The sequence below is a fragment of the Nocardioides iriomotensis genome (assembly GCF_004168035.1).
Lineage (GTDB): Bacteria > Actinomycetota > Actinomycetes > Propionibacteriales > Nocardioidaceae > Nocardioides_B > Nocardioides_B iriomotensis.
In genome coordinates, this window is record NZ_SDPU01000037.1 from 19,327 (window position 1) to 31,868 (window position 12,542).

Annotated in this window: 14 protein-coding genes; 4 read left to right on the forward strand and 10 right to left on the reverse strand. The window is 74.3% G+C overall.

Going from position 1 to position 12,542, the window contains the following annotated elements; translation table 11 throughout:
• Positions 1–7: 7 nt before the first annotated feature.
• The 3 genes from ETU37_RS22430 to ETU37_RS22440 are packed head-to-tail and all read right to left on the reverse strand — an operon-like array spanning position 8 to position 3,131.
• Positions 8–868, reverse strand: coding sequence for an SDR family oxidoreductase (locus ETU37_RS22430; RefSeq protein WP_129989633.1), 861 nt, complete (start codon positions 866–868; stop codon positions 8–10).
• Positions 865–2,328 (reverse strand): purine-cytosine permease family protein, encoded by a 1,464-nt coding sequence (locus ETU37_RS22435; protein WP_129989635.1) that lies wholly within the window; start codon positions 2,326–2,328, stop codon positions 865–867. The genes ETU37_RS22430 and ETU37_RS22435 overlap by 4 nt, the downstream gene beginning before the upstream one ends.
• On the reverse strand, positions 2,325–3,131 hold the full coding sequence (locus ETU37_RS22440) for a purine-nucleoside phosphorylase (RefSeq protein ID WP_129989637.1): 807 nt from the start codon (positions 3,129–3,131) through the stop codon (positions 2,325–2,327). Before ETU37_RS22440 ends, ETU37_RS22435 begins: the two co-directional genes overlap by 4 nt.
• 47 nt (positions 3,132–3,178) lie before the next feature.
• Here ETU37_RS22440 and ETU37_RS22445 point away from each other — a divergent pair, with 47 nt between their 5' ends.
• A complete protein-coding gene (locus ETU37_RS22445; protein WP_129989639.1) occupies positions 3,179–4,552 on the forward strand; it encodes a serine/threonine-protein kinase in 1,374 nt (457 codons plus the stop codon).
• Positions 4,553–4,554: 2 nt separating this feature from the next.
• On the opposite strand, the gene ETU37_RS22450 is transcribed toward ETU37_RS22445, so the two are convergent.
• Genes ETU37_RS22450 through ETU37_RS22470 form a run of 5 tightly spaced genes read right to left on the reverse strand, consistent with a single transcriptional unit; the run spans position 4,555 to position 9,414 of the window.
• Positions 4,555–5,202: an ACT domain-containing protein gene (locus ETU37_RS22450; RefSeq protein ID WP_129989641.1), complete on the reverse strand. Its 648-nt coding sequence runs from the start codon at positions 5,200–5,202 to the stop codon at positions 4,555–4,557.
• A gap of 4 nt (positions 5,203–5,206) precedes the next feature.
• Positions 5,207–5,965, reverse strand: coding sequence for an MOSC domain-containing protein (locus ETU37_RS22455; protein WP_129989643.1), 759 nt, complete (start codon positions 5,963–5,965; stop codon positions 5,207–5,209).
• A 23-nt stretch (positions 5,966–5,988) separates the two neighbouring features.
• A complete protein-coding gene (gene thpR, locus ETU37_RS22460; protein ID WP_240755900.1) occupies positions 5,989–6,582 on the reverse strand; it encodes an RNA 2',3'-cyclic phosphodiesterase in 594 nt (197 codons plus the stop codon).
• 45 nt (positions 6,583–6,627) lie between these two features.
• Positions 6,628–8,253, reverse strand: coding sequence for a LuxR family transcriptional regulator (locus tag ETU37_RS22465; protein ID WP_129989647.1), 1,626 nt, complete (start codon positions 8,251–8,253; stop codon positions 6,628–6,630).
• Positions 8,254–8,310: 57 nt separating this feature from the next.
• Positions 8,311–9,414 (reverse strand): flavin-containing monooxygenase, encoded by a 1,104-nt coding sequence (locus ETU37_RS22470; protein WP_129989649.1) that lies wholly within the window; start codon positions 9,412–9,414, stop codon positions 8,311–8,313.
• A gap of 121 nt (positions 9,415–9,535) precedes the next feature.
• Here ETU37_RS22470 and ETU37_RS22475 point away from each other — a divergent pair, with 121 nt between their 5' ends.
• A complete protein-coding gene (locus ETU37_RS22475) occupies positions 9,536–9,757 on the forward strand; it encodes a hypothetical protein (RefSeq protein WP_129989651.1) in 222 nt (73 codons plus the stop codon).
• 49 nt (positions 9,758–9,806) lie between these two features.
• Complete coding sequence (locus tag ETU37_RS22480) at positions 9,807–10,499, forward strand: L,D-transpeptidase family protein (protein ID WP_129989654.1); 693 nt, start codon at positions 9,807–9,809, stop codon at positions 10,497–10,499.
• 9 nt (positions 10,500–10,508) lie between these two features.
• On the opposite strand, the gene ETU37_RS22485 is transcribed toward ETU37_RS22480, so the two are convergent.
• Positions 10,509–11,165 (reverse strand): haloacid dehalogenase type II, encoded by a 657-nt coding sequence (locus tag ETU37_RS22485; protein ID WP_129989656.1) that lies wholly within the window; start codon positions 11,163–11,165, stop codon positions 10,509–10,511.
• Positions 11,166–11,172: 7 nt separating this feature from the next.
• Positions 11,173–12,027, reverse strand: a complete 855-nt coding sequence (locus ETU37_RS22490; RefSeq protein WP_129989658.1) for an aldo/keto reductase — start codon at positions 12,025–12,027, stop codon at positions 11,173–11,175.
• A gap of 125 nt (positions 12,028–12,152) precedes the next feature.
• On the opposite strand from ETU37_RS22490, the gene ETU37_RS22495 reads away from it, so the two are divergent.
• The gene (locus ETU37_RS22495; protein ID WP_129989660.1) at positions 12,153–12,542 is read left to right on the forward strand and encodes a hypothetical protein; all 390 of its coding nucleotides are present in this window, start codon (positions 12,153–12,155) and stop codon (positions 12,540–12,542) included.

Below are 12,542 nucleotides of genomic sequence, written 5' to 3' on the forward strand. Positions count from 1 at the left end.
CGTGACGCTAGCGCTGAGCGGCATCCCCGCGCATCAGCCTCGCCAGCGAGAGCGGCGGACGGCCGGCCAGCCGTTCCACGTGGTCGGTCACGCCGGCCATCTCGCCGGCGGCGATGGCGGTGTAGGTGCTGACCCACGCCTCGACCTGCCAGTCGGGCGCGCCGTAGGCCGCACGGGAGGCGTAGGCCTCGTCGCGCGTCTCGTCGACGAAGCGGTACTCCTGGCCGGTCGCGCGGCTCATCACCGCGGCCGCCTCGGCGAGGGTGAGCGCCTCGGGCCCGGTGAGGGAGTACGTCGCGCCGGCGTGAGCGTCCGGGTCGGACAGCACCGCGTGCAGCGCCGCCGCGATGTCGTCGAACGAGACCGCCGCGACGCGCCCGTCGCCCGCCGGGCCGCGCAGCACCCGCTCGTCACCGGCGAAGAACGGCAGGAAGTCGAGGTACAGGTTGTCGCGCAGCATCGTCCAGGTCAGGCCCGACGCCTTGAGGTGCTCCTCGGTGTGGAAGTGGTCGCGCGCGAGGGTGAAGGTCGCGTCGGGCGAGGCGCCGTAGAAGGAGGTGTAGACGACGTGACGGACACCCGCGGCGACGGCGGCGTCGACGAACGACCGGTGCTCCGCGAGCCGGTGCTCGTCCTCGGAGGCGGACACCATCCACACCACGTCGAGCCCCCGGCAGGCTGCCTCGACCGACGGTCCGTCGGCGTAGGACATCACCGCCGTCGTGGCGCCGGGCAGGTCGGGCGCTCGCGCCGCGTCGCGCACGAGGAGCCGCTGCTCGACGCCCGAACCGGCGAGCAGCCGCGCGACGCGGCCGCCGAGCCGCCCGGTCGAGCCGGTGACGCCGAGACGTGTCACCGGGGCGGTCACCGGTCCTCCTGCCGGCGCACCCGGCCGGCGCAGAGCAGCAGGTAGCCGAGGAAGCCGACCGCGAGGGCCACCGCGACACCCACGTTGGCGAAGGCCCAGTCGCCCTCCTTGCCGCCGAGACCGAAGGGGCCGAGCAGGTAGCCCTGCCAGGACAGCCAGGCGGCGTAGGTGTTGGTGACCAGGCCCCAGCCGAGCAGGCTGCCGACGACCAGCAGCGCCAGCGCGGCGCCGTTGACCGACCCGTAGCGGCCGCCCGCGTCGAACAGCGCCTCGGCGTCGTAGTCCCGCTTCCGCAGCAGCAGGTCGGCCAGGAAGATGCCGCACCACGCGGCGAGCGGCACGCCGAGGGTGATCAGGAAGCCCTGGAACGGGCCGAGGAAGTCGGCGGCGAACCAGATGACGTAGATCGAGCCGAGGATCATCAGCACGCCGTCGAGACCGGCGGCCACCCAGCGCGGCACGCGCAGGCCGATCGCGAGCAGGCTCAGGCCGGACGAGTAGATGTCGAGCACGGCGCCGGAGACCAGGCCCGCCACCGCCACGAGGAAGAACGGCACCAGGAACCAGTCGGGCACCAGCGTGGTGAGCGCGCCGACCGGGTCGGTGAACATCTTGTCGGTGAGCTGCGGGTCGGACGCGCACAGCAGCAGGCCGTAGACGATGAGCACGCAGACCGGGAGCGCCGCGCCGACCGTGGTCCAGGTCGCGATGCCGGTGCTGGACGCCGAGCGCGGCAGGTAGCGCGAGTAGTCGGCGGCGCAGTTGGTCCAGCCGATCCCGAAGCCGGTGAACACCAGGAGCATCGCACCGATCCACGCGGTCCCGCCGCCGGGCGCGGCGTCGGCCGCGGCGCCGAGGTCGATGTGGTCGAGCGTCAGCGCCATGAACACGACGGTCGCGACGATGGTGGCGATGGTCAGCCACTTCTGCAGCTTCATGATCGCGGCGAAGCCCAGGATGCCCGCGCCGACGATCACCGCGACGACGCAGAGGAACGCCACCACCTTGGTGGCGTTGCCGCCGCCCCAGCCGAGCCGGGTGAACACCGTGTCCGAGGCGAACGTCGCGATCGCGACGAGGGCGATCTCCCAGCCGACGAGCAGCAGGTAGGACACGATGCCGGGCACGACGTTGCCGCGGACGCCGTACGGCGCACGGGAGAGCGTCAGCGTCGGGGCGGAGCCGCGCTTGCCCGCGATCGCGGCCAGCCCGACGAGGAGGAACGAGCCGATCGCGCCGACCAGGCCGGCGACGACCCCCTGCCACAGGGAGATGCCGAAGCTGAGGACGTAGGCGCCCCAGGACATGCCGAGGATCGAGATGTTGCTGGCCGCCCAGGGCCAGAACAGGTCAAACGGGCGGCCGTGGCGCTCCGACTCGTCGATGACGTTGATGCCGTTGGCCTCGACGCCGAGGGTCGACCCCGAGCCCGGCTTCTCGACCTGCGTGCTGCTGCTCATGTGCGTGCACCCTTCCTGACCAGATCCACCAGCAGCGGTCCGAGCCGGGCGGCGGTGCGCTCGGCGACCGCCACCACCTCGCTCGGGTCGATGCCCTGCGTACCCTCGGCGCCCGGTCCCTCGATCGCGGTCACGGTCGACAGCCCGAGCACCTCCATCCCCCACTCTCGCGCGGCGATGGCCTCCGGGACCGTCGACATGCCCAGCATGTCGGCCCCGACGCGTCGCAGCCACTCCGCCTCGGCCCAGGTCTCGTAGTGCGGCCCGCGCAGCCAGGCGTAGACGCCCTCGTCGAGGGTCGGGTCGAGCGTGCGGGCCAGCGCGCGCAGCCGCGGAGACCAGGCGTCGGTGAGGTCGACGTGTCGAGAGCGGGCGGCGCCCTCCAGCGGCGACGTGCCGGTCTGGTTCAGGTGGTCGCTGACCAGCACGGCCCGGCCGACCGCCCAGTCGTCGCGCAGCGAGCCGTTGGCGTTGGTCAGCAGCGCGAGCCGCGCACCCGCGCCGCCCGCCGCGCGCACCGCCGCGACCACCGGTCGCAGGCCGTGGCCCTCGTAGAGGTGGGTGCGCCCCAGGAGCACGAGCGTCGCGACGCCGTCGACGTCGTGGACGCGGGCCTCGGCGCCGTGCCCCTCCGCCGTGGGCGCGAGCACGCCGGGGATGTCGACCATCGGGAAGGATCTCTCCGGGGTGCCGAACGCGTCCGCCGCGGGACCCCAGCCGCTGCCCAGCACCACCAGGGCGTCGAGCCGGTCCCGGCCGGTCAGGGCGGCCAGCGCGGTCTGCGCGGCGACGACCTCGTGCACAGCCGCAGCCTACGATCGAACACGGGTGAAAGGGGTACGGACCGACGGTGATCGCGAACAGGTACACGCTCGAGCGTGAGGTCGGGCGCGGCGGCATGGGTGCCGTCTGGCTCGCCGAGGACGAGGTGCTCGGACGTCCGGTGGCTCTCAAGCGCGTCGGCCACCTGCCGGGAGGCGCCGGCAGTGACACCGCCCGGGCCGAGCGCGAGGCCCAGATGGCCGCCCGGCTCTACCACCCGCACATCGTCGCGGTCTACGACTTCGTCGAGGAGGACGACGGCGAGCGCTGGCTCGTCATGGAGTACGTCGACGGCGAGACGCTCTCGTCCTACGTCCGGCGGCGCGGCCGGCTGACGCCCGAGCAGGCGGCGCCCCTGCTGCGGCAGTGCGCCGACGCCCTGGCCGCGGCGCACGCCGCGGGCATCGTGCACCGCGACGTGAAGCCGTCGAACGTCATGGTCGACCGGCGCGGCGAGGTGAAGCTGACCGACTTCGGCATCGCCAAGCTCGGCGCCGACCCGTCGATCACCCAGACCGGCCTGCTCAGCGGCTCACCGGCCTACCTCGCGCCGGAGGTCGCCGCAGGTCACGGCGCGACCGCCGCCTCCGACGTGTGGTCGCTCGGCGCGACGGCGTTCCACCTGCTCTCCGGGCGGCCGCCGTACGACATCGGTGAGAACGTCCTCGGCGGCCTCTACCGGATCGTCAACGAGGAGCCGCCACGGCTGGACGACGCCGGCGTGCTCGCGCCGATGCTGGCCGCGACGATGACGAAGGAGCCGTCGCACCGGTGGTCGATGGCGCAGGTGCGCGACTTCCTGGCCGACCCGCAGGCCGCCCCGGTCGTGCTCGCGCCCACCCCGGCCGACGACCGGAACGCCGGGGGCCCGGCTGCCGGGCGACGCGGCCTGGTCGCCGCGCTGGTGGCGGCCGCGCTGGTCGTGGTCGCCGCCCTGGTGGCGTTCACGGTGTGGCCGTCCGGGGACGACGAGCCGCCCGCGGCCGCGCCCGAGCCGTCGCCCTCGCCGACGCAGGCCAGCACGGAGCCGAGCCCGAGCGAGTCGCCGTCACCCTCCCCGAGCGCCGCGCCGACCGCTCCGACCGCGGAGGGGATCGACCAGTTCATCCGCGGGTACGTCGCCGCGGTGTCCAGCGACCCGAGCCGCTCGTGGACGATGCTGACGCCGAAGTTCCAGCGCGAGAGCGGTGGCTGGGAGAACTACCGGGCGTTCTGGTCCGGCAAGACCAACGGCCAGGTCCTCGAGGTGCAGCCGGACCCGGAGAACCTCACGGTGACCTACTACGTGAAGTTCGACAACTTCGGCGACGGCAGCAGTCCCACCGTGCTCGACCTCGCCTACGAGAACGGGACGTACCTCATCGACGGCGAGCACTCACCGGGGTTCGAGCCCGCGGACTGAGGTCACCCGGCGTTGGTGATCGACACCGCGAGCGCGGCGAGGTGCTCCAGGCGCGCGAGCTCGGAGTCGAGCACGTCCGGACCGCCGCGGCGGCCGAACAGCACCATCTCGTCGACGTCGTTGAGCGGCGCGCCCGCGACCAGCACCGACTCCAGGTGCTTCCACTCCTCGGGCAGCGCGAGCCGGGCCGCGTGCGGACGGGGGAACCAGCTCGCGTCGCCGACCAGCAGGTCGGGCGCCGCGGAGGTGCGGTGCAGCACCTTGGGGCCGCCGTCGGTGCTGCGCACCCGCATCCCCCAGTCGGCCCTGAACGTGATGGGCAGCAGGTCGACCAGCTCGTCGCACGCGGTGGCGGGCGTCTGGGTCAGCGTCTCCACGGCCTCGAGGTCGAGGAACAGGTTGCCGCCGGCGGCGTACCGCGAGATCCACAGCACCTGCACGCCGTCGAGCTGGTTGCAGGCGGACACGATCGAGTCGGGCATGACGCCGTGCGCGGTCTCGAGCAGCACGTCGTCGACCGCGGTCCCGTCGGGGCTGTGCTCGACGATCTCGATCGCCTCGATGTCGCCGCCGGCCTCACCGATGGCGGTCGCGACCCGGCCCAGAGAGCCCGGCACGTCGGGCAGCTCGACGCGCAGCAGGAACGGCACGGCGTCAGCTCCTTCCCAGCACGAGGGCGTCCCCCGTGGTCACGCGGCCGGGGCGGACGACGTCGGCGTCGACCCCGAAGCACGGCTCTCCCTGGCCCTGACGATAACCCGCGAGGGCGCGGAGGACCGGAAGGTCCGATACGCCTGAGACGGGGTCGAGGTCGATCACCGCGCAGCGTGGTACGGCGCCGCGCACCCGCAGCACGGCGGAGCCGACCGTCACCTCACGGCCGGCCCAGGACGTCTCGGCGCCGGGCGCGAGGGAGCCGGTGTCGACCACCAGGGTCGGCCGGAAGCGCTCGCCCGCGACCCGCTGCCCGACCCGCGCGGAGAGCGCGTGCAGGGAGCCGGACGTGACGAGGCTGACCCCACCCCCGTAGACGACGTCGCCGGCCCGGACCACCCGAGCGAGCGCGACGTCGACCCCGGTGAGGCGTGCGTAGAGGGCGTTCCAGGGACCGTCGAGCAGCTCCACCTCGGCGAGCCGGCCCCAGTAGTCGACCTTCCGCACCTCCCCGCCCGGCGCCAGGGGCCCCGACACGACGGCGCCGTCGAGCTCGACGTCGAGCCGGTCACCGGCCAGCGTCGGGACCGTGCGCAGCAGTGCCGGGTGCTGAACCGTCCGGAGCACGCGGTCGCGGGCGGGGTCGAGCAGGCACAGCACCCGGTCGCCCTCCGGCCCGGCAGGACCGATCTCGGCGCGCGGGTGCGCGACGTGGCGACCGCCCTTGACGGGGGTGAAGCCGATCCGCGTGACGTGCACGCGGTGACCTTCTCACGGTGGGGTTACGCGGGGGTTTCCGTCCGTGCCGCGCGGCCGACCGGGAAGGTCTCGACCACCTCGTAGCGCGGCCGCCGCCGCGGACCCTCCCCCAGGTGCGACTCGACGAGCGTCCAGGTGTCGGCGGGCCACACCGGGCCGTTGTAGTGGTCGAGCACCCGCAGCCAGCGAGTCGCCTCGATCGGGCGACCGACGCGGGCGAGTGTGACGTGCGGGTGGAACCGGCCGCCGTCCTCGCCGGCCCCGGACTTGGCGCCGGCGGCGCGCGCGCCGGTCGCCATCCGCCGTACCTCCTCCTCGGCGGTGGGGTCGCCGCCGGCGTCGACGCCGGTCCACAGCACCTTCGCGCGGGCCGGGTTCGGGAACGCGCCCGCCCCGGCGAGCGCCAAGTCCACGGGGGTACGGCGGGCGGCGGCGCGGCCAAGCCGCTCCACGAGGTCGTCGAGGTGCCGGTCGTGCACGTCGCCGAGGAACGCGAGCGTCACGTGCCACTGCTCGGGCACGGTCCAGCGCAGCCCGCCGCCGGCCTCCTGGCGGGGGCCGAGGAACTCGGCGAGGTCCTCGACCGCGTCGTCGGGCGGGACCAGGGCGACGAACATCCGCACGCGGCCAGGGTAGGGCGGGCGGCCGGCGTGGAGGCAGGCTCAGACCAGCCGGTGCTCGAACGCGTAGGCGGCCGCGGCCGTGCGCGAGGGCACGGCCAGCTTGCCGAAGATGTTGGAGAGGTGCCGCGCCACGGTCTTCTCGCTCAGCACGAGGGTGAGCGCGATCTCGGCGTTGCTGCGACCGGCGGCGACGAGCCGCAGCACCTCGACCTCGCGCGCGGTCAGCCCCGCGGGCAGGTCGGCCGGGACCGCGGCGCCGGTGTCCGGCGCATCGGCCGGGACGCCCAGCGCGTCGAAGGCCTCCCGGGCGGCGGTCAGCGCCAGCTCGGCCGAGCCCTCGTCGCCGAGCGCGAGGTAGGCCCGGCCGGTGAGGACGCGGCAGCGGGCGGCCTCGTAGGGCGCACCCAACCCAGCCCACACGCCCTGGCTCCGGCGCAGCCGGGGCAGCGCCGACGCGGCGTCGCCCGTGGCGATCGCGACGGCCGCGACGGCGTGGCCCGCCCAGCCGACCAGGCCCGGGCAGCCGAAGCGGTCGGCCAGGTCGGCGAGCTCGCCGGCGTGGGTCGCGGCTTCGTCGACCGCACCCGCCGCGAGCAGCACCTCGACCGCCGCGGGAAGCAGCTGCGAGCGGTGCACGTCGTCGCGTGGCTCGGCGAGCAGGCGCCGGGCCGTGCTCACGGCCTCCTCCACGCGACCCTGCGCGAGCCGGAGCAGGGCGCGACCCGGCTGCGGCTCGTGGCCGTAGCGGTCGGCGGCGGCGTAGGACAGCTCGGCCCCGTAGAGGTCGCCGACGATGCGGAGCACGTCGCCGCGCTCGGCCATCGCCAGCCCGGCGGGCGCCGGCGAGCCGGCCGCGAGATAGCGCCGCTCGGCGCGGTCGAGCTCGTCGACGGCGTCGGCGAACGCGCCCCGCAGCCGCATGATCTGGGCCCGGTGCACCGCGCACTGCCCGGTGAACAGCACCAGGTCCGGCTGGGCCTCGCACCAGGCGTGCAGCGCCTCGGTCCACTCGGCGACCCGGCCGAAGTCCGAGACCTCCTGGCAGCCCTCGATCATCGTGCAGTAGACCTCGCCGGCGAAGATCGCGGCGAGCTCGCCCGTCGCGACGGCGACCATCGCCTCGTCCAGCAGCCGCAGCCCGGCCGGGACGTCCCCGGCGTACAGGAGCATCCGGCCCTGGGCGACGAGGCCGAGCGCGACGAGGTCCGGGTCGCCGAACCGGCGGCCGTAGTCCGCGACCGCCACGGCGTCCGCGAGGGCGTCGGGGAAGCGGCCCTCCTCGATGGCCTCGAACATGTGCCGCGCCCGCAGGTAGCCGCGCTCCACGACGTCGCCGTCGACGTCCGCGAGGAGCCGGTCGGCCCGGGCGGTCCAGCCACCGGCGACGGCGCCCTCGCCGGCCGACGAGAGCACCATCGAGAGCCAGAAGCCGCATCGCACCGCGGCCAGGACCTCGCCCGCCCCCAGGTGGGCCTGGTACGCCCGCTGCATCGCGAGGACCGCGTCGTTGCGCCGGCCGAGCAGGTGGGCGGTGGTGGCCAGCCGGGCGAAGTCGTCGGCGCCCAGGTCCTCCGGCTCGACGTCGGAGAGCACGTCGTACGCCGCCAGCCAGTCCCGCCGCTCGTAGGCCTCCCGAGCCGCCCTGAGTCCGTCCACCACGCCCATCGCGAACACCTCTTCTCGGAGGATAGGCCCGCGGGGGCGTCCCGCACCCCCGGTCGCTCAGGCGGCGACCGGCGTCGCCCGGCGGGCCCCCTCGGCGATCCGCCGGGCGACGTGCTCGGCGTCGCGGCCGATCCCCATCACCAGCATCGAGCTGAAGGCGAACTGGTAGCTCAGGCCGCAGAAGTACAGACCGGGGGCGGCCTCGACCACGCCGCGGTACTCCTGCGGCCAGCCGTCCGGGTCGATGACCGGCAGGTCGATCCAGCTGAAGCGCTGCCGGAAGCCGGTGCACCAGATCACGGTGCTCGCGTCGACGACGGTGCCGTCGTCGAGCAGCGGAAGCCCGCCGCGCGTGCCCACCACGCGCACGGTGCGGCGCTCGACGCCGTCCCGTGCGAGGTCGTCGGGCATCACCCGCAGGCTCGGCCCGCCGTGCGCGCGGACCTCCGGCATCTCCTTGCGCCCCATCGGCGTGCGCCGGGTGAGCACGTGCCGGAAGACGAAGAACACGATCGGCACCATCAGGTGCGAGACGTGTGGAGAGTCGATGCGGAACGGCAGCTTGCCGCAGTCTCGGCCGACCAGCACGGTCTCGTGGGTGGGCGCCAGCTCGTGGGCGATCTCCGTGCCGGAGTGCGACGCGCCTACGACGAGGACCCGACCGTCGGGCAGGTCCCCGGGCCGCCGGTACTCGCTGGAGTGCAGCTGGCGCACGGACGGGTCGAGGTCGGCGGCGAAGGCCGGGACGTACGGCGTCCGGCCGAACGTCCCGGTCGCCACCACGACGTTGTCGCAGGTGATCGTGTCAGGCCCCACCGAGGCGACGAAGCCGCCGCCCGGCCGGGCCGCGAGCCGGTCGACCCGCGTGGACATCCGCACCGGCAGCTGGTGGTGCAGCGCGTACTGCTCCAGGTAGTCGGCGACCTCGTCCTTGCCGGGGCAGTGCCAGGCCGGGCCCGGGAACGGCAGTCCGGGGAGCCCGTCGTACCGCGCCGGCGAGTAGAGCCGCAGCGAGTCCCAGTGGCAGCGCCAGTTGTCGCCGACGCGCTCGTTGCCGTCGACCACCAGGACGGGGCGGCCGCGGCGTTGCAGGTGGTAGGCCGTCGCCAGGCCGGCCTGGCCGGCTCCGACGACGAGAGTCTCGATGTGCTGACTGGTCATGCGTCGAACCTAGGAACGACGGGCCCGCCCCCGCATCGGACGGGATACCCATCTGTCTCGCCGCGGCGTGGGTGTTCCTGCCCAGGTTTCCGCCGGGCGGGGCCCGGGGAGGAGGACGCGCATGAGCAGCGAGCAGGTGCCGCCCGGCGTGCGGGCGTACTCCCGGGCCTTCGTCGCCGTCCTCGTGCTCGGCGTCGTGGTCCTGGTGGTGCTCGCGGCGACCGGGCCGCAGGCGCACCGTGACGCCTTCCTCGGCCTGGCCGTGCTGTGGGGTGCCATCGGCGCCGGCGCGGTCTGGCTCCTCGTCGCCGTCGAACGTCGCCTGCGCAACCATGGCCACTGACGCCTCCGACACCGACACCCGGAAGCCCTGAGTCGGCATACTGCTCGCCATGCGCACCCTCGCGGCCGTCGTGCTCGCCCTGCTGCTGGCCACGGTCCCCTCGGCGGCGCAGGCCTCCGGCGACGGTGCCCGCGAGGCGCGGCGGCAGCTCGACCGGCTCGGCTGCGACGCCGGCCGGCCGACCACGCGGGACCCGCACACCCGGGCCGCGGTGGTCCGGTTCCAGGCGGCCAACGGTCTGCACCAGAGCGGTCGCCTCACCGCCCGCACCCGGCACCTCCTCGTGGCCGACCGGGCGGACCGGGCCGTGCGGTGCGACCGGCGCCCGGTCCCGGCCTCGGGCGACGGCCGCCGCGTCGTGGTCAGCCAGGGCCAGAACTACGTGTGGCTCGTCCGGGCCGACGGGTCCGTCCGCGGCCAGGGCGGGATGGTCGACGACCCCCGCGAGCTCCGGGCCGGCAGCTACACCGTCGGGTCGCTGTGCGGTCGGCGCGCGAAGATCCGGATGAACACCGACTACAGCGGCCGGCTGTGGCTGCCCTACTTCACGCGTTTCGCCAACTGTGGCGTGGGATTCCACCGGATCCCGCTGGCTCGCTCCACGGGCGCACCGATCCACCCGGAGTGGCTGCTCGGCACCGACGCGCGCACCTCGTCGGGCTGCCTGCGGCTCAGCCAACGACTGGCGCGGCAGCTGTGGCGGTTCGCCGGCGTCGGCACGCGCGTCGTCGTGCGGCGCTGACCGCCCGGCTCAGGTGAGACGCGCGACGAGCTCGTCGAGCCCGCGGACCGTGGCGTCGGGTGTCGCGAAGGACGCCGGGTAGGGCGCGCCCGCGCGGTCGACGTACACCGTGCGCAGGCCGGCGCGGTGGGCACCGTCGACGTCCCAGGCGTGCGCGGCGACCATCGTCGCCTCTGCTGCCGGTACGTCGCACGTGGTGAGCGCGTGCCGGTAGGCCGCCTCGGCGGGCTTCCAGACGCCCACGTCCTCGACGGTCAGGAACGCCTCGACGAGGTCGGCGATCCCGGCCCGCGACAGCAGCGACTCGGCCACCGCGGCCGACCCGTTGCTGAGCGTCGCGACGCGGACCCCGGCGTCGCGCAGCGCGGCGAGGCCGGGCGCGACGTCGGGGTGCAGCGGCAGCGTGCGGAACGCCTCGAGCACGCGGTCCGCGGCCGCGTCGGCGTCGTCGGGCCGGTCGGCGAGCATCGTGCGCAGCCCATCGCGGCCCAGGTCGGCGAACGGCGCCGTCGCGCCGACCGCCGTGAGCGCGAACCCGTCCCGCAGCACGCCCGCGAACCACGCCGCGGCGGCGGCCTCGCCGAGACCCACCTCGGCGAAGACCGGCCGCAGCGCGGAGACGTCGGACAGCGTCTCGTTGACGTCGAGGACGACGAGCCGGGTCATCGCGGGCTCAGCTCGGGATCCAGGCCATGGTGTCCGGGTCCGCGCCCGTGCGCTCGTCCTTGTTCAGCGCGGTCAGGTCGGTCATGTCGGTGTCGCTGAGCTCGAAGTCGAACAGCGCGAAGTTCTCCTCGACCCGGCTGCGCGTCACCGACTTCGGGAACACGATGTCGCCGCGCTGCAGGTGCCACCGCAGCGTCACCTGCGCGGGTGTGCGCTCGAGCCGCTCGGCGATCCGCACGATCGTCGGGTCGTCGAGCACGTTGCCCTGCGCGATCGGCGACCAGGCCTCGGTGGCGATGCCGTGCTCGGCGCCGTACGCCCGGACCTCGTCGTTGGTGAGGTAGGGGTTCACCTCGATCTGGTTGACCGCCGGCGTCACCGTGGTCTCCTGCGCGAGCCGGCGCAGGTGCGGCACCTGGAAGTTGGAGACGCCGATCGCGCGGGCGCGGCCGGAGGCGTAGATCTCCTCCATGGCCTGCCAGGCGACGACGAAGTCGCGCACGGTCGGCAGCGGCCAGTGCACGAGCACGAGGTCGAGCTGGTCGAAGCCGAGCTCGTCGAGCGACCCGTCGAACGACGCGAGGATGTCGTCGCGGGTGTGGTGCTTGTTGCTGATCTTGCTCGTCACGAACACGTCCTCGCGGTCCAGGCCCGAGTCGCGCACGGCCTCGCCGACGCCCTTCTCGTTCTGGTACATCTGCGCGGTGTCGACGTGGCGGTAGCCGACCTCCAGCGCCGCCAGCGTGGCGTCGCGGGTGTCCTCCGGCGGGACCTGGAAGACGCCGAAGCCGAGCTGCGGGATCTCCACGCCGTTGTTGAGGGTGACGGTCGGGACAGTGGTGCCGGTGGTGCCGGTGGGCATGTCGCTCCTCTGGCTGGGGTGCGGGTACTCCTCGCACAACCCCTACCCCCGGCCCCGTTGTTCCAGACGTGTCCACGGGGTGTCCGAGACGTGTCGAGGATCGCGTTCACGGGTACGCCGCTTGCATGTCGATGACCTGGAGCCGCCTCATGTCCGCCGCGACGATGGTCTACGGCGGGTACGCCCTCGCCGAGCCGCGCCACCTCGGCCGTTTCGTGACGAGCAACAAGCCGGAGCAGGCCGGCTACGACGTCCTCGCCACGACGTACGGCGCCCGCGACCTGGCCGTCGGCAGCATCGCCCTGCTCGGACGCTCCGAGCGCACCGTCTCCGCCGCGATGCTGGCCCGGATCGCGTTCGACGTCTCCGACGGGCTGATCCTGGCCCGGCGCGCCGAGGACGACGAGACCCGGCAGCAGGTGCTCGCGGTGACGTTCGGCTGGGCGAGCCTCAACGCCCTCGCGCTCCTCCGCGACCGCCGCGTCGCCAGGAAGCGCGAGCGCGCCTCCCACTGA